At 36.4% G+C, this 21,999-nt stretch carries 18 protein-coding genes; 5 read left to right on the top strand and 13 right to left on the bottom strand.

Annotation, left to right across the window (positions count from 1 at the left end):
* Positions 1-6: 6 nt before the first annotated feature.
* Positions 7-825, top strand: a complete 819-nt coding sequence (locus FUA48_RS04210; protein ID WP_147582385.1) for an OmpA family protein — start codon at positions 7-9, stop codon at positions 823-825.
* Between the two features lie 2 nt (positions 826-827).
* Here FUA48_RS04210 and FUA48_RS04205 read toward each other — a convergent pair whose 3' ends face one another.
* The 4 genes from FUA48_RS04205 to FUA48_RS04190 all read right to left on the bottom strand — a co-directional run bounded on the left by FUA48_RS04205 (position 828) and on the right by FUA48_RS04190 (position 5,248).
* Positions 828-1,274 (bottom strand): GNAT family N-acetyltransferase, encoded by a 447-nt coding sequence (locus tag FUA48_RS04205; RefSeq protein WP_147582384.1) that lies wholly within the window; start codon positions 1,272-1,274, stop codon positions 828-830.
* Positions 1,271-2,239 carry a DUF4837 family protein gene (locus FUA48_RS04200; RefSeq protein WP_147582383.1) on the bottom strand — a complete coding sequence of 323 codons (969 nt, stop codon included), beginning with the start codon at positions 2,237-2,239 and terminating at the stop codon, positions 1,271-1,273. The genes FUA48_RS04205 and FUA48_RS04200 overlap by 4 nt, the downstream gene beginning before the upstream one ends.
* A gap of 9 nt (positions 2,240-2,248) precedes the next feature.
* A complete protein-coding gene (locus FUA48_RS04195; protein ID WP_147582382.1) occupies positions 2,249-3,961 on the bottom strand; it encodes a lytic transglycosylase domain-containing protein in 1,713 nt (570 codons plus the stop codon).
* Between the two features lie 99 nt (positions 3,962-4,060).
* Entirely contained in the window at positions 4,061-5,248 is a 1,188-nt protein-coding gene (locus tag FUA48_RS04190) for a phosphoglycerate kinase (RefSeq protein WP_147582381.1), read from the bottom strand.
* Between the two features lie 348 nt (positions 5,249-5,596).
* On the opposite strand from FUA48_RS04190, the gene FUA48_RS04185 reads away from it, so the two are divergent.
* Together FUA48_RS04185 and FUA48_RS04180 are read left to right on the top strand one after the other, a co-directional pair.
* Positions 5,597-6,745, top strand: a complete 1,149-nt coding sequence (locus FUA48_RS04185; RefSeq protein ID WP_147582380.1) for a DNA polymerase III subunit — start codon at positions 5,597-5,599, stop codon at positions 6,743-6,745.
* A gap of 1 nt (position 6,746) precedes the next feature.
* A complete protein-coding gene (locus FUA48_RS04180) occupies positions 6,747-7,133 on the top strand; it encodes a DoxX family membrane protein (RefSeq protein ID WP_129750607.1) in 387 nt (128 codons plus the stop codon).
* 51 nt (positions 7,134-7,184) lie between these two features.
* Here the strand turns inward: FUA48_RS04180 and FUA48_RS04175 are convergent, their stop codons facing one another.
* From FUA48_RS04175 to FUA48_RS04140, 8 genes are all read right to left on the bottom strand, one after another.
* The gene (locus tag FUA48_RS04175) at positions 7,185-9,461 is read right to left on the bottom strand and encodes a helix-turn-helix domain-containing protein (protein WP_147582379.1); all 2,277 of its coding nucleotides are present in this window, start codon (positions 9,459-9,461) and stop codon (positions 7,185-7,187) included.
* A 99-nt stretch (positions 9,462-9,560) separates the two neighbouring features.
* Positions 9,561-10,160: an OmpH family outer membrane protein gene (locus FUA48_RS04170; protein ID WP_147582378.1), complete on the bottom strand. Its 600-nt coding sequence runs from the start codon at positions 10,158-10,160 to the stop codon at positions 9,561-9,563.
* A gap of 242 nt (positions 10,161-10,402) precedes the next feature.
* Entirely contained in the window at positions 10,403-11,257 is an 855-nt protein-coding gene (locus FUA48_RS04165) for a class I SAM-dependent methyltransferase (protein WP_147582377.1), read from the bottom strand.
* Complete coding sequence (locus FUA48_RS04160; protein ID WP_147582376.1) at positions 11,257-11,784, bottom strand: hypothetical protein; 528 nt, start codon at positions 11,782-11,784, stop codon at positions 11,257-11,259. The genes FUA48_RS04165 and FUA48_RS04160 overlap by 1 nt, the downstream gene beginning before the upstream one ends.
* 1 nt (position 11,785) lies before the next feature.
* On the bottom strand, positions 11,786-13,657 hold the full coding sequence (gene mnmG / locus FUA48_RS04155) for a tRNA uridine-5-carboxymethylaminomethyl(34) synthesis enzyme MnmG (RefSeq protein WP_147582375.1): 1,872 nt from the start codon (positions 13,655-13,657) through the stop codon (positions 11,786-11,788).
* Positions 13,658-13,817: 160 nt separating this feature from the next.
* Positions 13,818-15,212 (bottom strand): hypothetical protein, encoded by a 1,395-nt coding sequence (locus FUA48_RS04150; RefSeq protein WP_147582374.1) that lies wholly within the window; start codon positions 15,210-15,212, stop codon positions 13,818-13,820.
* A 22-nt stretch (positions 15,213-15,234) separates the two neighbouring features.
* Positions 15,235-15,648, bottom strand: a complete 414-nt coding sequence (gene ybeY, locus FUA48_RS04145; protein ID WP_147582373.1) for an rRNA maturation RNase YbeY — start codon at positions 15,646-15,648, stop codon at positions 15,235-15,237.
* Positions 15,641-18,937: a DUF4175 family protein gene (locus FUA48_RS04140; RefSeq protein ID WP_147582372.1), complete on the bottom strand. Its 3,297-nt coding sequence runs from the start codon at positions 18,935-18,937 to the stop codon at positions 15,641-15,643. The genes ybeY and FUA48_RS04140 overlap by 8 nt, the downstream gene beginning before the upstream one ends.
* 201 nt (positions 18,938-19,138) lie before the next feature.
* Between FUA48_RS04140 and gltX the strand changes: the two genes are divergently transcribed.
* Both gltX and FUA48_RS04130 read left to right on the top strand, forming a co-directional pair.
* On the top strand, positions 19,139-20,647 hold the full coding sequence (gene gltX, locus FUA48_RS04135; RefSeq protein WP_147582371.1) for a glutamate--tRNA ligase: 1,509 nt from the start codon (positions 19,139-19,141) through the stop codon (positions 20,645-20,647).
* Positions 20,648-20,730: 83 nt separating this feature from the next.
* Positions 20,731-21,726 carry an SPFH domain-containing protein gene (locus tag FUA48_RS04130; RefSeq protein ID WP_147582370.1) on the top strand — a complete coding sequence of 332 codons (996 nt, stop codon included), beginning with the start codon at positions 20,731-20,733 and terminating at the stop codon, positions 21,724-21,726.
* Positions 21,727-21,759: 33 nt separating this feature from the next.
* Here FUA48_RS04130 and FUA48_RS04125 read toward each other — a convergent pair whose 3' ends face one another.
* Entirely contained in the window at positions 21,760-21,999 is a 240-nt protein-coding gene (locus tag FUA48_RS04125; RefSeq protein ID WP_147582369.1) for a DUF6327 family protein, read from the bottom strand.

Below are 21,999 nucleotides of genomic sequence, written 5' to 3'. Positions count from 1 at the left end.
TTACAAATGAAACCTTTTTACTGCATCTTATTATTATTTTTACTGCCAAAACCATTATTTTCCCAAGAGGAAGTAGTACACTCAATTTACTTTGAGTTTGACAAATTTGACCTGAAAGAAAAACAGGCTACCGACGTGGTTGCCTTTATTCAGGCATTAGACACTACCCGTGTAGAAAGTATCCAGATTTTTGGGTACTGCGACGACCGCGGAAAAGATGAATACAACTTTAAGCTTTCTAACAATCGTGCTAACACCATTAAAAACAAGCTGATTGAAAAGGGTATTAAAAACAAGATTATTGTTACCATTGAAGGCCGCGGAAGAATCTTACTGGAAGAAGATATTGATAACGTATCTGAAGCACGTGCTAAAAACAGGCGTGTAGACGTTGTGGTTAATTTTGAGCCGCTTCCTCCCCCTCCGTTAGATCCGGGCGTATATGATGCCCTTAAGGAGAAAATGGTAGTGGGCGACAGGGTAATTATGCGAAACATCCTTTTTGACAGGGGTAGCAGCAAATTAACCCTTTCCTCAAGAAAAGAACTTGACAAGGTTGCCCGGATACTACACAAATACAAAAACCTTGAATTTGAAATCCAGGGGCATATATGCTGTACGCCAACCTTCCAGAAAGAAGCCATTGATATGGATACCAAAAAAAGGGAATTGTCTAAAAACAGGGCCTATGCCGTTTATAAATACCTGGTGTCTAAAAAGATTCCTGCTAGACGTCTTACCTACAAGGGTTATGGGAACACCCAGCCTCTTGGTAAAGGATCTGAATTTGACAGGCGTGTGGAATTTTTAATTACAAAAATCTAGATTTACAGAATATTCATTTTTATATGGGGAATGCCGTCTTCAAGATAGCCTTCCCCTTCCTGTTTAAAGCCGTGGGCTTCATAAAACTTTTTGAGATAAAGCTGCGCAGAGATTGTAACCGCTGTAGCATTAAAATGAATTTTAATGCCTTCCAGCGCTTCTTTTATTAAATCATGACCCCATTTACGGTCACGATACTTTTCGTCTATTACAACCCTTCCTATGGAGGCATTGTCAAAATAATAACCCGCAGAAAACAATCGAGCATAAGCCACTATCTTCCCATCATATTCTCCAATAAGATGAAGCGCCTTCATGTCTTTACCATCTATGTCCTGATAAACGCAATTTTGCTCCACCACAAACACCTCACTACGCAATTGCAGGAGTTCGTATAGTTCGGTTAAAGAAAGTTCGTTAAATCGCTTTATTTTGAATATTGGTTTCATAGAAATTCTGCAGACCTGATTATAGACTCAAGTTCTACAATCAAATCTCTTTTGGGGGAAGAAGGGCTGTATATAAATCCTTCAATTACCAGGTAACTGTTGTTTTTATCATCCCTAACGGCATAATTTATAAATGGCCCGTTCATAAAATCGTTTTTCATTTCCCAGTTGCCACGGGTTTCAAAAACCATTTTATTATGATAGCTTGTAGTAAAAAAGTACGGAGAATAGGCCTCTTCGGTTACCATAAATGTATTATCGTCCTGCCCATGTATATACCTTGCCCCAACAGAATCACGCATTTTGATAATGTTATTCAAAATAGTCTTGTCTCTTTCAATAACATTGCACGGTACCCTGTATAATAGCAGGCTGGTATTACCTCCGGGCGTATCTTTTTTTAGCCACAAAAAATCATTGTTATTTATGGCATAAGTATAGGTGGAAGGAACATTGATGCAAACCCCAAACTTTTCGAAAACACCATGATTAACCAATCCCGATTTAATATTTCGCTGTTGATTCTCATTAACTTCGGTTTCCTTAATGGCCCTGATTATTTCGTCGGCATGTATTTCAATAAGAAAAAGTATTTCCTGTGCATTCTTACCCCTTATGGTAAATACATTTTGTGGCCTGCAGTACCTGTTGGTCTTTTCGGTAAAGCTGTTAATGGTATCCTTATCGATAACAATAATGTTTCGGCCTTTTGTAAGCTTACCTCCAAAAACTTTTTCGTTGTATTGATTAAGGGTAAAAAGAGGTTCTTCCTGAGTGAGGCCCTCTACGGGAGCGGCGAGTTTTTTTCGCAGGCTGTCGCCCACATCGCCGTTCCACAGGACATCATCTATAATTATAGAAATTTCATTGATATTGGAATCGCTGCTATCACTGCTATTATCACTGTTACAGCCGATAATACACAGGATAAAAACAAAATACAATATTTGTTTTGCTCCCGACATGACAGTTTTTTAGTTAATAGCAGACTTAACCTTAAGCTTCATTCCCGGTTGAATGTTTTCGCCCTTAAGCTTATTCCAGTCCTTAAGGTTTTCAACAGTTACACCTGGGTGCTTTCTTGCTATACTGAAAAGTGAATCTCCTTTTTGAACAATATATAAACGCTCTTCTTCGTAGTTTACACTTTTAGATCTTTTGGTTTCCTTAGCAACAACAACCGGTTTAACTTCTTCAGCTTCCTCAGTGTCAGCATCCGCAACAGCAACAGCAGTTTCTTCATCTGAAGTAGCTTCAGCTACTTCAGGCTCTGCCTCTTTCTTAACTTCCGGCTTGGCAGCTTTTTTAGGCTTAGCTGCAACAGCAGTTTCCTGAGGTATATTAACTATAATAGTTTCGTTAATTTTTAGCTTTTGTCCGGCATAAATGGTATTGCCTTTAATTTTGTTCCACTTTCTTAAATCTGTAATGGATACATTGTATTTATCGGCAATCTTACCTAAAACATCACCTCTCTTAACGGTATGATATTTAGTCTTAACTTTAGTCGTTTTTCCAATAGTAGCTAATGCTTCCTTATCGCCTTCGTCAACAAAGTACGGCCTTTCCCTCTTAAGGTCTTCATAATCTACATAAGCATAGATTGCCGTTTCATTAGAGGTAAATAATCCTACCTTGTCTTTCGGTAACCTTAAATAATGTGGCTCATCTGCAACAAAAGGAATAACATCCAGTTTATAGATGGGGTTTAAGAACTGTAGTTCCTCAACAGGTACATCAAGTAAATCAGCAACCTGCCTGAACGACATTTTGCGTTTTACCATAACAGTGTCGGTCTCAAAATAAGTCATTGAAGCCTGTCTTGGTTTAATACCGTGCTCTTTACCATATTCATAAATATACATGGTTGCAAGGAATGCAGGAACATAACCCTGTGTTTCACGTGGAAGGTTTTTTCTTATGTTCCAGTAGTTTTTATGACCGTTTGACCTACGGATAGCCTTAGTTACGTTACCCGGACCGGCATTGTATGATGCAAGTACCAGATCCCAGTCGCCAAAAATATTATACAGGCTTGATAAGTACTGGCATGCAGCTTCGGTAGCCTTAAGCGGGTCGCAACGCTCATCCACATAAGAGTTTACCTCAAGATTATACTGCTTACCTGTAGGGTACATAAACTGCCACAAACCGGTTGCACCAACCCTTGATTTTGCTCTTGGGTTAAGTGCCGACTCGATAACAGCCAGGTACTTAATTTCGATAGGCACATCATATTTCGCCAAATGTTCTTCAAACATCGGGAAATAGTACTGGGAAATAGCCATAAGGCGCTCAAAGCCTTTTGGCCTGTTTTTTAAATAAGATTTAATAATGTTCTCAAGGCCTTTACTGTACTCAATGTTAAATGGCGACTTAGCGTCCATTTCTTTCAGTCTTTGCTGAAGTAGTTCTGTAGACAGGTCAAAAGTTACATCGTCATCGGGGTTTAACCTTTCTATATCCTCCTGCATGTCTTCAAACAAATCATTGTTTGCAAGCTCCTTCATCCATAGGCTGTCGATACATCTCATTTCCTCATGGCGTACAAAACCCGATTTTACAGAGTCCAGGAAGGACATCTTTATAACTGGTTTAATTTGTATGTCAGCTTCTGCCGTTTCCTGTGCAAAAGCTCCAATCGAAAATGCTGCCAACAGCAAAGACAATGTTCTTTTTTTATTCATAATTTACTTATTAAGCAGTTAAATTACAATGTATTACAAAGTAACAATGTATGGTATAACTTTAGTTTCTCGTTAATCGTATAAATTTTAACACTCCCACTATTCTAAAATGGCAGCGATACCCGGAAGCGTTCTTCCTTCCAGCATTTCAAGCATTGCACCACCTCCGGTAGATACATAGCTCATTTTCGGCTCAAGGCCAAACTGCTTAACAGCAGCAACAGAGTCCCCCCCTCCTACAAGAGAGAAAGCTCCTTTTTCTGTAGCTTCGGCAATAAAATTACCAAGCTCTATAGTACCTTTTGAAAAGTTCTCCATTTCGAAAACCCCAAGAGGCCCATTCCATAAAATGGTTTTGGAATCCAGTATTACTTTTTTGAAATTTTCCAGCGATTTTGGTCCGGCATCAAGACCTTGCCAGCCATCAGGAATAGCAGAAACATCGGTAATTTTAGTATTTGCGTCATTGCTAAAAGCATCCGCAGCAATAACATCTACCGGTATGTGTAACTGTACATTTTTTTCTTTGGCTTTTGCCATAATCTCAAGGGCAAGATCCAGTTTGTCGTCCTCACAAATTGAGTCGCCTATCTTACCTCCCTGAGCTTTAATAAAAGTAAATGTCATCCCTCCTCCAATAATCATGTGATCTACTTTATCAAGAATATTTTCAATAACCGTAATTTTAGAGGATACTTTAGAACCTCCTAAAACAGCCGTAACAGGTTTCTTGCTATCATTTAAAACTTTGTTAAGACTTTCTATCTCTTTAGCAAGAAGTGAGCCAAAACACTTATTTTCAGGGAAAAACTTTGCAATTATTGTTGTAGATGCATGTGCACGGTGTGCCGTACCAAAGGCATCGTTAACATAAATATCGCCTAAATCGGCAAGTTTTTTTGCAAAATTTTCGTCACCTGCTTCCTCTTCATTATAAAAACGTAAGTTTTCTAAAAGAAGTACTTCTCCCGGTTTTAAATCGGCTGCTGCCTGTTCAGCTTCAGCTCCAATACAATCGTTAACAAATTTTACGTTAACTCCAAGAACCTCACTTGTTTTTGCAACTATATGTTTAAGTGAATATTTTTCTTCTTTACCTTTTGGTCTTCCAAGATGCGACATTAAAATGGCACTTCCCCCGTCTTTTAAGATTTTATCTATTGTTGGCTTGGCAGCTACAATCCTTGTGTCATCGGTTACGTTAAAATTGTCGTCAAGAGGTACGTTAAAGTCTACTCTTATTACTGCTTTCTTGCCTTTAAAATCAAAGTCATTAAGGGTCTTCATGGTGTATTTTAAATATTGTTTAAATTTGGTTAAACGCAAATATAGTTTTTTCCCTTAATTATTTTAAAATAAAATTAAGATACCCTTGTTAATTAACAAAGTTAATCATTTGATAATTAATCTGTTTTTGAAAACGGCATAAATATCTGTTTTTTAGATAGCCAGGCAGTATTTGAAACTCTTTCTTTTGGAAAAGTTCTTACTAATAGCCTTTTACAAAAAGTAGTTTTATGTAGTTATGAAAATGAGAAAAACAAAATTGTATCCCCCCGTTACTATAGAATACGCATATTACATATAACATAATTCTGTACCGTTACATCCCACAAATTCTTCTATATTTGCCCTATGCTTTTTTCAGATATATTAGGCCAGGAACATATTAAAAGCCATTTGACTAAAAGTGCAGATTCTTCAAGAATTCCGCATGCACAATTGTTCATTGGAGCCGAAGGCTCCGGAACTTTACCTATGGCAATAGCCTATGCCCAGTATATTTTATGCAGTAATACCGAAGGTGAAAACAATAACGGAAATGCTGCCTGCAATTTAAAATTCCAGAATTTTTCGCACCCCGATCTTCATTTTGTATTTCCGGTAGCCACAAACGGTGAGGTAAAAAGCCATCCTGTAAGTGCCAACTTTTTAAAATACTGGAGAGAGTTCATTACAGAAAATCCTTACGGAAGCCTTTTTGACTGGTACAGAAAAATTGATATTCAAAACAAACAGGGACAGATTGGTGTTGATGAGGCTCACGAAATTGTAAAATCACTATCCTTAAAGTCTTATGAAGGAGGTTACAAAGTAATGATTATCTGGATGGCAGATAAGATGAACGTAGCCACAGCAAACAAATTGCTTAAGTTATTGGAAGAGCCTCCGCAAAAAACTGTTTTTATCCTTATTGCCGAAAGTGATGATGATATACTGCAAACCATTTTATCCCGTTGCCAGATACTTCATTTCGGCGGCTTAAGTGAGCAGGCTATTGCCGATGCTTTGGTTTTCCAACAAAATCTTGACCCTAACGAAGCTTTAAAAATTGCGCATCAGGCTCAGGGAAATTATAATAAGGCACTACAGCTTTTAAACAAAGATACCGGGGGTAATCCTTTTGAACAATGGTTTGTACAATGGGTAAGGGCGGCTTTTCGCGCAAAGGGAAATGCGGCAGCCATACAGAATCTTATTGAATGGAGCGAACAGATATCATCAATTGGCCGAGAGGCCCAAAAACAATTCCTGCATTTTTGTATTGATATGTTTCGCCAGGCATTGCTTTTAAATTACAATGCCAAAGAACTGGTTTTCATGGAACCATCGGTAGAGAAGTTCAAACTTGAAAATTTTGCACCGTTTGTAAACGGAAATAATATAAACGATATCTTTAAAGAACTGTCGGATGCTATTTACCACATTGAACGAAACGGTAATGCAAAAATAATTTTAACCGACCTTTCTATTAAACTAACGCGATTAATTCATAAAAAATAAAATTATGACACCAGCTATTATTATCATTCTTGCATTTCTCGCCATCACTTTCATTCAGTCAGGCTATGATAAAGTAACCGACTGGAAAGGTAATGTGGAATGGCTTAAAGGACATTTTGCCCAAAGCGCTATTAAAAACCAGGTTCCGGCTGCTTTACTTTTAGTACTTGTACTTGAGGTAGTTGCTGGGGCTTTTGCCGTAATAGGTATTATAGAAATGCTAATGAAAGGCGGAACAGCAACGCAATTTGCATATTATGCAGCCGTTTTATCATCTATTACATTGTTGCTTCTTCTTTTAGGCCAGCGTATGGCTAAAGATTATGATGGGGCAAGAACTATCGTAATATATTTCATTCCCACAGTACTGCTTTTAAGCTGGCTATAGTATTTAGAATTTTAATTATTAATATAAAAGCCCCTTATTGGGGCTTTCTTTTTATTCGTTTTTAAGGCTTGCCTTATACAGGCGCAACTCTCCCCAGGTAAAGTTGTCGCCATATTTTTCTTTTAACGATGTAAGCGATTCTCCGTCAAAATCCTTAAAGGCTTCGGCAAGTGCTTTAATCTTGTCTTCCGGCAATACTTTTTCAATACTCATTTTACCAATCTGTATTAATCCCGCAAAATGACTTAACACAGTGGTTTCTGTCAGCTTCCTTATCCTTGCAATTTCGGCAATGCTAAGGTTTTGTTCCCAAAGCTCAAAGGTTTCTTCCAGCGTAGATTTTTTAGGTTCCTTTTTCTTTTTGGCCGGATAACGCTCTGTTTCATAATCTTCAGTATCCTCTTCCAGCAGGGTAATAGGGTTATCCTTGATATTCTTACGTATAGCTTCCAGCTTTTTAAGCCTGTAAGAGTGTATTTGCGGAGTGATAAGATTCTCCTTTACGATTTCTTCTTCGTTAAGCACCACTTCCATTAAGCGTTTGGCCTTCATAAGCCTAATTACAGTATAGGTTTGTAGTTCCTCCAACTCACTTAGCTCCTCATAAAAACCTTTTGCCTTTCTTAGTCTTTTTATCTCCTCAATTTTTTGAAGAATACCCGTAACCAGTTTATCCATAACAGGATAAAAATAATTGTAGGCCGCCTCTACCCTTTCAGCAACAAATTTCATATCGGGTTGTTCCACGGAAAACAATTTGGCAAGCTGGCTAATAAACTTGTGCCCCGGCTCGTGCATCTTTTTTATCCTTTCTTCCGATTCATGAGCCCATTCCCTGTATTTGAATTTGAGTGACTTTTTACCTTCGTGCAGATAGGTTAGCCTGTGGCGCTGCCACACATCAACCAGTTCGTCCCAATCGAAGCTGTTTTTCAGATAGTTAAAAATAAATCGTAACGTATCCTTTTGAAGAAAATGCTCCATCTGCTCCTCTTTTACTTTTGAGGAAGCATAGTCCATAACATCAAGATCGTTACTAAGACCATTCATTTGTAGCTGAGAAAGCAAAATAAGGCCGTTTAACGAACGTAAACGCGAAAGAGCGACATAGGCCTGTCCCGGCAGGAAAACGCCCGATACATCAAGCGCAGCCTTGTCAAAGGTTAATCCCTGGCTTTTGTGCACCGTTATAGCCCATGCCAGTTTTAACGGATAATGAACGAAAGTACCTAATACCTCCTCCTCTATTTCCTTAGTATTTTCATTAACGTGATAGCGAACATTCTTCCACTCGTACTTGTCGGCTTCAATGGTAAGGTCTTCTTCCGGAAAATGCACTAATATTTCCTCGTCCGATAACGATTTGATCACCCCTATCTTTCCGTTAAAGTAATTCTTATCCGGAGAAAGGTCGTTTTTAATGAACATTACCTGAGCCCCTTTCTTAAGCTTAAGTTCTTCCTCCACCGGATATATTTTCTCCGGAAAGTCGCCCACTATTTCAGGTTCAAAAACATATTCCTTTTCATCAAGCTTATCCAGTGCCTTGGCATTAATGCTGTCTGCTTTGGCATTGTGTGTAGTAAGCGTAATAAAACCCGGATTTTTTTCCAAATCAAACGCCGGATCAACATAATTGTTTAAAACAGCAATGTCATCACGTGTTATTACGTTGTTTCTCAGGTTATTAAGTATAGAAATAAAGTCGTCATCAGTTTGTCTGTATATTTTTGAAAGCTCAATATACAGCGGCGGATTTTGGCTAACCACATGAGAATGAAAGAAATACTTACCTCTGTAGTACTGGCTTAACACTTCCCATTCCTCATTTTTAACCACCGGAGGAAGCTGTAATAAGTCTCCAATAAACAATACCTGTACACCTCCAAAAGGAATATCTTTATGACGCACGCTTCGAAGCATAAAATCCATAGCGTCAAGCAGATCGGCACGCAGCATACTAACTTCGTCTATAACGAGAAGTTCCATGTTTTTGATTACCGCCTGCTTATCACCGCGCATTTTAAAGTGCCTTCTAAGGCTGTCTTTATTCTCAAAGCGTACAGAATCAGTTATATGCGGTAAAGTATTATCGGGTATAAAGCCTGCAAATGGCAACTGAAACATGGAATGTATAGTTACGCCGCCCGCATTAAGAGCTGCAATACCTGTGGGTGCCACAACTACTACATTTTTGTGTGTAGTGCGTATAATTTCCTTTAACAGGGTTGTTTTACCGGTACCGGCCTTACCTGTTAAAAAAATTGACCTATTAGTTTGATTTATAAAGCGTAAGGTATACTCTGCTGCTGTAGATAAGCTTTCCATTTGGCGTGTAATTATTCGTTCCCGAAAATACGTATTCTAAAAATTATGACAATAAAAAAGCTCCCATAAAGGGAGCTTTTTAACTAAGATAAAATTTTATTATTTTTTTGCAGGCTCTTCTTTCTCTGTAGTTGCTGCTTTTTCTTCTGTTGGTTCAATAGTAGTTTTATTGCCGCTATACTTTTCATTAAGAGCTTTGATTATATCTTCAGTGATATCATATGCATCTTTTGCATAAATAATAGATACTGCATCACCAGTACCATAAATATAATCATAACCGTTCTTCTTACCGTAATCTTTAATGTATTCTCTCATCGCTTTACGGATAGTATCACTTTGAGAACCAAACTCTTCCTGAAACTGTTTGATCATCGTTTCCTGCATCACACCAATCTCCTGCTCTCTTCTCTGAAACTCCTGAGCTTTAAGCTGGGCCCATTGAGGACCTTTACGCTGTGCTTCATTTTGTGCACTTGCATAATCAAGTTTAAGTTTTTGAACTTTATCATCAAGCTCCCTGCCCATTTCCTCCTGCTTAACTTTACTTCTGGACTCAAGATCTTTTAATTCTTTCGATTCTTCCATTAGCTTTTGAGTGTCAACATAAGCAGTTTTAAATTCTGTTACAGTTCCTTCATTTTTGTTGCACGAAAAAAGTGTAACAGCCAGGCCAAGTATTAATAATGATTTTTTCATTTGCGGTCTTTTAATTTTTAAAATTTCGGTAAAAGTAATAATTCGTTCTAAAGTTCCAAAAACAAGTTTTTATTAAAATTATTGCCATTTTTTAAGCTATAAATATTCTTTATGCAGAAATGGCTTTCCTATAAAGGTATTATATTAAAATCGACCTGTATAAATCGCTTGTAAAAACGTTTTAAAAAAAGGAAAGGTATTTCCTTATTAAACAACTCAAAACAGCCTTAAACAGCTTTTATTTAATTTTTAGCCTGTTTTATGATATAAATATGTGATGAGTATTCAAAATTGCGTGCTGCTTTCACATTAGATCTCAAACCAATTAAAAATCCGTTCACAAAATTCATTTTTCCGGTTTTGTATTTTTCGGAAAGCAGACTTACATAAAAACTGTCAAATTTCATTGGCAGGATTTTTTTTACTTCTAAATCTTCTTTTGCAAAAAGATGTGCTATTGCTTTTTTAGAAAAATGCCAAAGGTGTCTTGGTACATCATAAGCCGCCCAAAATTTACCATAATATCCTGCATCATAACTTTTATAATTAGGAACTGCTATGATTATTAGTCCGTTAGGCTTCAAAATACGCTTTAATTCTGCTATATGTTGCTGAATATCAGGAACATGTTCCAATACATGCCACATAGTAACCACGTCAAAAGAGGCATTTTCAATCTCTTTAATATCATTTTTGAATGAAATTCCTTTAGAAAGCGCAATTTTTTTAGCTTTTTCGCTTGGTTCAATTCCTAAAGTCTCCCAACCACTGTTTTTTGCAGTTACTAAAAAATCTCCGGTTCCGGCTCCAATATCTAAAAGTTTACCTTTTTGGGTTTGGTTGGCATTAACTATACTTATTTTATCTCTAAGCGCCTTTTGCTTTACAACATGGTATAATTTTTCAAAAAGAGAGCGTTTTCCGTCAGTATGGGAAATATAATCATCGCTTTCATAATAACTCCCTAAATTTTCAAGAGATGGCTGCGGATGTGTTTTAAGCAGTTCCAATTCCTCATCAATTAGAAGTTGAAATTCTTCACCCGATACAGAATAATCTTTTACAGTAAGATAAACCTTGTTTTCAGAAAAGTTCATTATAAATTGTCGTATTGGTCTTTAAGGTCTTTTAAATATTTTATAACTACATTTTTAAAAAGGGAATCATCTGCAAGGCAGTCTTCATTAAATTCATTAACTACAGAAATAGCCAAAAACTTAACCTGAGATCCTACCACAGCATTTTCAGGCACTCTATTAGATGCAACAAAATCTGTTGTGTCAAAATATTTGTTTAATTCATCCTGTGTGTACAGCATTACTTTAAACTTAGTTCCGTCTATAGTTGTCCAGTATTCAATTTCCGTGAATTTGCCTAATTTGTACTTTTCTGCTAAGAACTCGTTAAAAGTTTTTTTTGCTGGCTGATTTTGAAAAAGAAAAGCGGTTAACCCTTTTTCAGTTCCCATTACATGTTTTCCGTCTTCCAGCAAAACATAATCAGAAACATCAACTGCATACCTTGGCGTACTACAGGATAAAATTACAACACTTAATAAAAACAGAAAAAACCCTTTATAAAAAAGGGTTTTATTATAGCGTTCCACGTGAAACATATTTTTCATATTATCTTCCCATGTGTATTAATAGTACCGAAACATCACTTGGAGACACTCCACTAATGCGAGATGCCTGTGAAATTGTAACCGGTCTTATTTTTTTCATTTTTTCTCTCGCTTCATAAGAAAGAGACTTTATTTTGTCGTAATCAAAATTCTGAGGGATTTTTACATCCTCTAACCTATTAAGCTTATCGGCATTGTTTTTTTCCTTCTCTATATATCCGGAATATTTAACCTGGATTTCAGCCTGCTCAATAACTTCCTTGTCCAAATTGTTTTCTTTGATATATTCCTGAACTTTTTCGAATTTAAGAATATCTTCAAGATCTAATTGCGGACGGGAAAAAACTTTAAACATTTTATCAGGCTGTACAATTGGTGCTGATCCTTTAGATTCTAAAATAGGATTTGCCTCAGCAACCTTAACACTCGTTTCTTTAAAGAAATTTACAAACGCATCTGATTCATCACGTTTCTTCTCCATTTTACGTAAACGGTCTTCTTTAGCTAAACCAATTTCATAAGACAACGGCGTTAACCTGAAATCGGCATTATCCTGACGAAGCAAAGTTCTGTATTCAGCCCTAGAGGTAAACATCCTGTAAGGCTCTTCAGTTCCTTTAGTAATAAGATCATCTATAAGTACCCCTATATAAGCTTCATTACGTTTTAAAACAAACGGTGCTTTATCATGTACTTTAAGGTGTGCATTAATACCAGCCATTAAACCTTGAGAAGCCGCCTCTTCATATCCTGTAGTTCCGTTAATCTGTCCTGCAAAATATAAATTCTCCACTACCTTCGTTTCAAGCGTATGCTTTAACTGCGTAGGCGGAAAATAATCATATTCTATAGCGTAACCCGGGCGGAAGAATTTTACATTCTCAAATCCGGCAACAGAACGCAAAGCTTTAAACTGAACATCCTCCGGCAAAGAGGTAGAAAATCCGTTCACATAAACCTCTACCGTATTCCAGCCTTCCGGCTCAACAAAAAGTTGGTGACGGTCTTTGTCTGCAAAACGGTTAATTTTATCTTCAATAGAAGGACAGTAACGCGGGCCTAAACTTTTAATCCTTCCGTTAAACATTGGCGAACGGTCAAAGCCTTCACGAAGTAAATCGTGAACCAGTTCTGACGTATACGTCATATGACAGGCACGCTGATGCGTTAATGGCCTTGTTATATCAGAATATGAAAACTTATCAGGGTTTTCATCTCCCGGTTGTTCTATCATTTTAGAATAATCAAGAGAACGACCATCTACACGCGGCGGTGTTCCCGTTTTCATTCTTCCGGCATCAAAACCTGCCTTAATTAAATCTTCAGTTATACCATATGAGGCTCCCTCTCCTGCTCTGCCTCCACCAAACTGTTTTTCTCCAATATGAATCAATCCGTTTAAAAAGGTTCCGTTTGTTAACACAACCGACTTAGCTTTGATTTCAATCCCAAGAGAAGTTTTCACCCCTGTTACTTTTCCGTTCTCAATAAGAATTCCGGAAATCATTTCCTGATAAAAATCAAGATTTGGAGTTTGTTCCAACATCGTTCTCCACTCTTCAGCAAAACGCATACGGTCACTCTGCACCCTTGGACTCCACATAGCAGGCCCCTTTGATTTATTGAGCATCTTGAACTGGATTGCCGTCTTGTCTGACACAATTCCGGAATATCCGCCCAAAGCATCAATTTCTCGCACGATTTGGCCTTTTGCTATACCGCCCATAGCCGGGTTACAAGACATTTGTGCAATGTTTTGCAAACTCATGGTAACCAAAAGCGTTTTTGAACCCATATTAGCAGCAGCAGCAGCAGCCTCACTTCCGGCATGCCCTGCACCTACTACAATTACATCATAAACATCCTGAAACATTTCTCTATATTCTCCTATTCTGTTCCACGTGGAACGTCTAAAAAATTTTCTCCTCACTCAAACGTTCCACGTGGAACGTTTATATATTTTTCTTTCAAACTAAAACTGTTCCACGTGGAACGCTCCTAGATTTGACATGTAAAATGTTTCACGTGAAACATTAATTAATCATTTTGCCTGTATAAATTTTACCATCATTCATTGTAAGGCGATACAAAAGTATGCTATTATTTTCTAATTGATAGCTGTACCTGTATGAATTAACATTGTCTGAAGCGACTAATCTGCCGGAAAGATCAAAGATTTCAACAGTCGTAATAATCTCTGACAATGAAGTGAAATTGCAATTATTATCATCATAATAAACAGACAAATGATTATCATTAATAAAACCTGCAACCCCTAAACCTAGCGCATCTAAACAAACTAGATTACGCAAAATGGTATTATTAACTTTACCAAATTGACCTGCCAAAAGTATTTTTCCTGAAGAAAGACCTAATAGCTTTGAACCGTAAGCAGTATCTGAAACATTAGGATAAGATGTTAATCCGCCAACAATAAATTCGTAATTAACAACTCCGTCAGCATTAATCCCTATAAAGTCATCAACACCATCATAATCAGTAAAACGACCTGTAGCAAGATAATTACTCCCAAACTTTTCTATTGAGAAAACACCGTCTAAAGTCTCTAGAAAATTAAACTCAAAAGCATTAAATGTCTCGTCTAATGAACCATTTGAATTGTATCTCATAAGGACAAAAGACTCCTGAGCCTCATTAACAAACCTTCCTCCTAAAAGAAACTTTCCATCGGGTAAAACACATATAGCACTTGGTGTTGATAGAAATAAAGACTCAAACTGAAATGTATCATCTATACTTCCATTTTCATTAAGTTTGAAAACTCCAGAAGTTTTGCTAACAAAAACAACACTCCCGTCAGTCTGAACACTAAACGCTGTAACAAGTCTTTTATCAAGAGATTGATCAAATTGAAAGGATTCATCAATACTACCATCGAGATTTAATCTTATAACAGGATTAAATATTGCCTGAAAAGAAGAATTGTAAAAAGCTCCTGATAAATATATCTTATTATTTACAACGGATAACTGAGTTATATTCGCAGAGGCTACATCAGAAGGTAAAGAAGTAGTCAAGTTGAAAGATTCATCAAGCGAACCGTCGTCATCAATTCTGGCAATGTACTTTCTTTCAACTCCGTTAAAAGCTGTAAAAGTACCTCCAAGAATAATTTGATCAGACTGAATTACAGATGCTGTAACATTACCATTAATGCAATCATTACAAATAAAGTTAGTATCTATAACACCATCCTCACTTAACAAAACCATGTTATCTACATTAGAATTATTATAAGAGGAAAAACTCCCTCCTATAAATATCTTTCCATTTTGAAGTTGTGAAAGTGTAGAAATAACAGACGTAGAATCAAAACCCGACCCCTGATCAAACGATAAGTCAACTGGTAAATTTTGAGAAAAAACTGACGAAGTAGCAAGCAATGCTAAAGAAAAAAAAGCCTTCATGTAAGGTGAATTTTAATAGTTATTATTGGTTAAACAGATTCATTTTTTCGTTTTCCTTATCACGCATCAAAGCAGAATCTTCTTCCGATTTATCTTTATAACCGCAATAATGAAGTATGCCATGAGCCATTACCCTGCGAAGTTCATCTTCAAAAGCAACATTAAAATCTTTGGCATTATCCTTTACCCTTTCAACAGAAATAAAAATATCTCCGCTAATAAGGTTACCCATAGTATAATCGAAGCTGATAATATCAGTTAAGGTATCGTGGTTTAAAAACTCAATATTCTTTTGTAAAAGATATTCATCATCACAAAAAATGTAATTGATTTCTCCTTCGGTTTTATCCTCAGACTCTATAATCTCTGAAACCCAATCTTCATATTGAGATTCATTTTCAAGTTCAAAATCGGTTTCGTAATTAAAGCTAATCATTGTTTTTAAAATAGGTTTGTACCCTTTGGTTAAAATTTGGGCGCAAAGGTAAACTTTGTCTGTTTAAAATCTCTACACTATTCAGATAATCTTTTAGTTCATCGGGAATAGCATTAGCATTATTATCAAACTCTTTAGTATTGGTTTGCGACTGACGTTTGTTCTCTTCACCCTGCTGTTGCATTGCCTTATCAAGCTTTAAAAGTTCGTACTTAAGATTAAGCATTTTTTGAAGGGTTTCATTCTTAAAACCTTTATTAAGTAATTGCTTCTCTATATCTTTCATCTGCTGTAAAGCACGCTGGCCATTACCTCCCATTCCTTCTTTTTCAAGAGCTTTTTCTAAAGCTTCACGAAGTTGCTGTTGTTCTTTATATATCTCTAAAAGATCTCCTGCATTACCTTCACCATCCTGTCCGCCTTCACCAGATTGTCCTGGCTTTTTACCGTCTTTACTATCACCCGGTTGTTCTCCTTCCTGCTTTCCGTTTTTCTGCATACCTTTTTGCATCTCTTCTGATAGTCCCTGTTGTTTCTGGATAATATCTTTGAGCTGCATACCACTTTGACCCTGCCCTGGTTTAGACTGACCCATGCCAGATCCCTGCATTTGCATCTGCATATTATTAAGAACATCACTTAAATAATCGGCCAGTTTATTAGCAGAAGTTACAGCATACTGTTGGTTAGAAACACCTCGGGGAATAATATTTTCAGCAAGATCGCTCAAAGCCTTATCAACATAATAATGCACGTTTCCTACCTCCTGAGTTATCTGTTCGGTAATTTTAGGATTACGTAAAGACATAGCAAAAAGACTATCGTCTACATGGCGGAACTGTTGTTTTAAGTCCTGTTGTTTTATAAGATATTTACTGAATGATGGCGAGCCTGAAGATGATTTCCTGAACTGTTCCATAACACTTTCCTGTGAAAAGGAATAGGCCAAAAGGTTATCAAGAATCTGACGAAGCATTTTTACATCTTCTTCCATTTGCTCCATACCACCCATCATCATAGATTGCATCATTTTGCCACTCATCTGCTTCATTTTTTGTCCTGCAGATTTTTGTTTAGGTGATGCTTTCTGTTTATTATCCTGTTTTAAATCGTCAGTTGCTTTTTGCATATCCTGTTCAATGTTTTCCTCCTCTGCTTTATCAGTAGGAATATCCATTGGTTTTTTAAGCTCCTCATTTTGCTTTTCAAGATCGCGCATTTCTTTTTGAAGCTTGTCAAACTCCTTATTTATCGCTTCCTGTTTCTCAGCAGAATTTTCTTTATCATCAGCCAGCTGTTCCTGTTTTTCACCAAGCTTTTCAAGTTCATCGGCTATCTGTTCTGCCTTCTTTTCTACGTAAAAACGCTTGGTAAGTTCCACCAGTTGCTCTAAGCTTTTTGTCTGACTTTTTGATTTCTGTTTGAACTTTTCCATTTTATCAAACAGTTCTTCCTTCTCTATTTTATCTGTAAGCTTTTGCAGTTCTTCCAAAAGTTTTTCATTTTTCTGAGCTTCTTTTTCCTGTTGTTCCAAGCGCTTCATCAGCTCTTCCTTACGCTCATCCTTCTTCTCAGGATTAAATTCATCTAGATTATCATTCAGTTTTTTAGAGAATTCTTTCATGCGCTCCTCAACCATCTTTTGACGATTAATAAAATCCTCAACCTTTTTAAGGTCTTTGTATTCCAGTGCAGATTTCTCCTTATTCATTTTTTGAAGCTTATCAAGCTCACTTAACTGCTTATCCTGATTTTTAAGAGACTTCTCTAAACTGTTTATATTACTGTTTTGTTCCTGTAAAGATTTCTCCTGTTTTTCTTCATCGGTAAGTTCTCTATGAGAGAATACCGATGATTTAGAACTCTTGAAATTATGTACTGCATCATTGTCAAACACTTCAAAGTAGTATTCATAGTTTACGCCTTTTCTTACATTTAACCCTTGTGGGAAGCTGTAATAAAAACGATCGAAAACTTCTTTCTTAACCGGCAACACAAATTTTTGAGCTTCATTTTCGTTACCTTGAGGATAATAAACTATCTGTAGTTTTGTTAATCCGTAATCGTCAGAAACCTGACCAAGTATAATCTCTTTCTTCAGATTGAGGCTATCCGGTGCCGATGAAACTTCAATAGTAGGATATTGGTCCTTTATTGTCGTAATGGAATATTGAAGTTTTTCATGATGTTCTACCTTATCGTTAGATGTGAATATCTGATAATCAGTATTATTAAGTATGGTTTTAGAAGTTGAAAACAAACCATCAGTATTTGTAAACAAAGAGCTTCCCTCCTTGCCTACCCATTCAATCTTACCGGTAGCTAGCGCACTAATATTCCATGTTACTTTAGTCCCTTCCGGTACTACTGCATTTCCTGTTCCACGAATAACATCAGCCTTTTTATGAAGATATCCCGGAAAAGTAAGTACCATTTCAAAATTAGAGATGGTAGGTACAGCAACGACATTAAGTTTATACGGCTGAGATGTTACATTGTTTGCAGATAACTGAAAATCAATAGGTTTAGATGGTTTTTCAAATCTGTATTCAAAAATACCCGGTTCAGTATTCTCTAAATAATAATTTTCATCGCCAATGGTAATCATGGCATTTTCAGGTACAAGATTACCAACTGTTTTAACCTTCAAAAGGAAATCTATATCCTGCTGAGCTGTAAGTGAATTGTTTACAATAACAAATTCAAAAGGAGCAGGTGGTGCATAATGCTTGTCGTAATGCACTACTCTGTCAAAACTTTGAGTAAATATGGAAGAGTTTCCGCTTAATGCAAATACCAAAATTAATAACACAGGTATAGCAGCATAAGGCAGGTATTTAATATTCTTTTTAAAATTGATGGCATTGGTAAACGGAACCGGCTGTAAGTTTTTAGCCTTTTGATCTATAGAAGCCAATAATAATTCTGACTGAGCAGACTCTGCAGAAAGCTGAAGGAAATTGGTAAGCTTATCACTAACCTCAGTAAAATGATTCCCAATAATGGAAGATGCCTGTTTATAATCTATACCCTTTTGTAATTTGAATAATTTAAAAACAGGGAATAATATAAATCGCAGAAGCAGAAAAATCTCAACAGCAATAAACAGCCAAAACAAAATACTTCGCCAGGTTGTAGACAGCCATAAAAAATATTCAACCAGTAAAGTGAATATAAAATATAAAAGTCCAAGCCCTATAAAAAAGATACTACCCCTTATTAATTCGTTGGTATAGTACTTCTTAATAAAGCCTTCCAGCTTGTTGAAAATTATGTTTTTTGCTTCCAAAATTACAGTCGATTGTTAATAACTGATAAAATTACAATTTCTGCCGAATAAATAACAGTTAAATCCTATTTTCCGAAATTTTAAAAACTAACCTTTAAATACTGATTATTAAATATTTACAATACATTAAAAAATATCTGACATAAATTGGCCAAAAGCAAAATATCATAATTGTATCTTTGCAGCAAAATTTTATCAACAATGTCAAAACAAGTTCGCGTGCGTTTTGCACCCAGCCCAACCGGGCCTTTACACATAGGCGGGGTAAGAACTGCCCTTTTTAATTATCTGTTTGCTAAAAAGCATAGCGGAGTATTTTACCTTAGAATTGAAGATACCGATCAAAACCGTTTTGTTCCGGGAGCAGAAGAATATATTATAGAAGCATTAAACTGGTTAGGAATTCCTTTTGATGAAGGTGTGGGAAAAGAAGGAAAATTTGGTCCTTACCGCCAAAGCGAACGTAAAGCTATGTACAATCAATATGCACAACAGTTGATAGATTCAGGTTGGGCATATTATGCATTTGATACAGCTGAAGCTCTTGATGCCTTAAGAAAAGAGGAAGAAGCGCAGGGTAAAACGTTTATATACAATCATACCAACAGGGATAAACTGGATAACTCTTTACGAATAAGTAAAGAAGAGACCGAAAAAAGGATTGCAAACGGAGAAGAGTATGTTATCCGTTTTAAAATTCCTGTAGGTGAAACATTGTTTTTAAAAGACATTATAAGAGGTGACATTAAGTTTGAAACCAATCTATTAGATGATAAGGTATTATTTAAAAGCGATGGTATGCCTACTTATCACCTGGCCAATATAGTGGATGACCATTTGATGGAAACAAGCCATGTTATACGTGGCGAAGAATGGTTACCTTCCCTGCCCCTACACGTATTACTTTACAGGGCTTTTGAGTGGGAAGCTCCGGAATTTGCCCACCTTCCGTTAATATTAAAACCTGTAGGTAATGGTAAGTTATCAAAAAGGGATGGCGATAAAATGGGATTCCCGGTATTCCCGCTTGAATGGAAAAATGCAGATGGTACCAAATCATCAGGATACAGAGAGGAAGGCTTTTTACCGGAGGCAGTTGTTAACTTCCTTTCTTTATTAGGCTGGAATCCGGGAACAGATCAGGAGCTATTCACATTAGATGAGTTAGTAAAACTGTTTGATTTAGAAAGAGTACATAAGGCAGGAGCAAAATTTGACCCTGAGAAAAACAAATGGTTTAATCACCAGTACTATACAAGACAGGATAACCAGACTATTGCAAAAGAATTTAACCATACTCTTATAGAAAGAGGTATTAATAAACCTGCAGAATATGTTGAACAGGTTGTAGGTTTAGTAAAAGAGCGTGCTACTTTTACAAGTGAACTTTGGGATTTGAGTGACTTTTTCTTTACTGCCCCATCGCAATATGATGAAAAAGCAATTAAAAACTGGAAAGAAGATACCGGTGCTCTAATGATCGAAGTTAGTGAGGTTATTAATAATACCTTAGATTTTTCTTCTGAAAACCTGGAAGATGTAATAAAAGCCTGGATTAACGAAAAAGGCATAGGAATGGGTAAAGTTATGCAACCACTGCGTTTAAGCCTTGTAGGCTCGCTAAAAGGCCCTCATTTGTTTGATATTATGGCATTAATAGGAAAAGAAGAAACAGTAAACAGGATTAAAAAAGCTGTTGAAACATTATAAAATTTAAAAAGCCTCTGTAACAAGAGGCTTTTTTATTGTACTAATAGTCGTATCTTAACAATCAATAAAAAAATCAACTAATCATGGGAAACATTTTTTTGTATGTAGTGCTGTTTTTTGCATTCATACTATTTCTTTCATCATTCTTTACAGTTAAGCAGCAAACAGCTGCCATTATAGAACGATTTGGTAAATTTGGCAGTATAAGGCATGCAGGCCTTCACTGGAAAGTGCCTATTATCGATAAAATAGCAGGAAGGATAAACCTAAAAATACAACAGCTGGATGTAATTATAGAAACCAAAACAAAAGAGAACGTATTCGTTAAAATGAAGGTTTCTGTTCAGTTTAAGGTAATTCAGGAAAAAGTATATGAGGCATTCTATAAACTGGAATATCCTCATGATCAGATAACATCTTATGTATTTGACGTAGTTCGTGCAGAGGTACCTAAGCTAAGGCTTGACGATGTTTTTGAACGTAAGGATGATATTGCAATTGCAGTGAAAAGAGAACTTAACGATGCCATGACCACTTATGGTTATGATATTATCAACACACTAATAACAGATATCGATCCGGACATTCAGGTTAAAAATGCAATGAACCGTATTAATGCTGCCGACAGGGAAAAATCAGCTGCAGAATATGAGGCAGAGGCACAAAGGATTCGTATCGTTGCTAAAGCTAAAGCAGAGGCAGAAAGTAAAAGATTACAGGGTCAGGGTATTGCAGACCAAAGAAGGGAAATTGCAAGAGGTCTTGTAGAAAGTGTTGATGTTCTTAATAAAGTAGGTATTAATTCTCAGGAAGCATCAGCATTAATTGTTGTAACGCAACATTATGATACACTTCAGTCTATAGGTAGCGACACCAATTCTAATCTGATACTGTTACCTAACTCACCACAAGCAGGTACAGACATGCTTAATAACATGGTGGCTTCGTTTTCAGCTTCAAATCAGATAGGAGAAGCTATGAAAAAGCAGAACAAGAAAAAGAATACCAAAGATGAAGATTCTAGGTATATAGCTCCCAGACATGAGGATGAAGATGAAGATTCTAATGACAACGAGTAATAAAAAAAGCGGCTTTTAAAAGAGCCGCTTTTTTTATTTAAATATCTTTTTAAACAGGAAGGTCATTGCCAGGCTTTTTAACGGGCCTGCAAATAAGCTTAAAATGTTTAGTATTTTTTTAGGTGTATCCCCTATCATATTTTTTAACTGTAGACTTTCTTTAGTCTCTTCTACTTCTTTAAGCAGTTTATGATAGGCAAGATCTTTTTCAACCTTTAGTATTCTAAGGTCTTTATTGATTTCCTCGTAACTGGTGTAAATCTTTGATTTCAT

The organism is Flavobacterium alkalisoli (genome assembly GCF_008000935.1).
GTDB classification, from domain to species: domain Bacteria; phylum Bacteroidota; class Bacteroidia; order Flavobacteriales; family Flavobacteriaceae; genus Flavobacterium; species Flavobacterium alkalisoli.
The sequence above is the reverse complement of the archived record's forward strand: the minus strand, read 5'-3'. Positions and strand labels throughout refer to the sequence as shown.

Bases quoted from the DNA above. Each gene is read 5' to 3' on its own strand.
- gltX (WP_147582371.1), top strand. From the start codon at position 19,139: ATGTCAAAACAAGTTCGCGTGCGTTTTGCACCCAGCCCAACCGGGCCT.
- FUA48_RS04125 (WP_147582369.1), bottom strand. From the start codon at position 21,999: ATGAAATCAAAGATTTACACCAGTTACGAGGAAATCAATAAAGACCTT.
- FUA48_RS04165 (WP_147582377.1), bottom strand. From the start codon at position 11,257: ATGAACTTTTCTGAAAACAAGGTTTATCTTACTGTAAAAGATTATTCT.
- FUA48_RS04170 (WP_147582378.1), bottom strand. From the start codon at position 10,160: ATGAAAAAATCATTATTAATACTTGGCCTGGCTGTTACACTTTTTTCG.
- FUA48_RS04175 (WP_147582379.1), bottom strand. From the start codon at position 9,461: ATGGAAAGCTTATCTACAGCAGCAGAGTATACCTTACGCTTTATAAAT.
- FUA48_RS04185 (WP_147582380.1), top strand. From the start codon at position 5,597: ATGCTTTTTTCAGATATATTAGGCCAGGAACATATTAAAAGCCATTTG.
- FUA48_RS04195 (WP_147582382.1), bottom strand. From the start codon at position 3,961: ATGAATAAAAAAAGAACATTGTCTTTGCTGTTGGCAGCATTTTCGATT.
- FUA48_RS04205 (WP_147582384.1), bottom strand. From the start codon at position 1,274: ATGAAACCAATATTCAAAATAAAGCGATTTAACGAACTTTCTTTAACC.
- FUA48_RS04130 (WP_147582370.1), top strand. From the start codon at position 20,731: ATGGGAAACATTTTTTTGTATGTAGTGCTGTTTTTTGCATTCATACTA.
- FUA48_RS04190 (WP_147582381.1), bottom strand. From the start codon at position 5,248: ATGAAGACCCTTAATGACTTTGATTTTAAAGGCAAGAAAGCAGTAATA.
- FUA48_RS04150 (WP_147582374.1), bottom strand. From the start codon at position 15,212: ATGAAGGCTTTTTTTTCTTTAGCATTGCTTGCTACTTCGTCAGTTTTT.
- mnmG (WP_147582375.1), bottom strand. From the start codon at position 13,657: ATGTTTCAGGATGTTTATGATGTAATTGTAGTAGGTGCAGGGCATGCC.
- ybeY (WP_147582373.1), bottom strand. From the start codon at position 15,648: ATGATTAGCTTTAATTACGAAACCGATTTTGAACTTGAAAATGAATCT.
- FUA48_RS04210 (WP_147582385.1), top strand. From the start codon at position 7: ATGAAACCTTTTTACTGCATCTTATTATTATTTTTACTGCCAAAACCA.
- FUA48_RS04160 (WP_147582376.1), bottom strand. From the start codon at position 11,784: ATGAAAAATATGTTTCACGTGGAACGCTATAATAAAACCCTTTTTTAT.
- FUA48_RS04200 (WP_147582383.1), bottom strand. From the start codon at position 2,239: ATGTCGGGAGCAAAACAAATATTGTATTTTGTTTTTATCCTGTGTATT.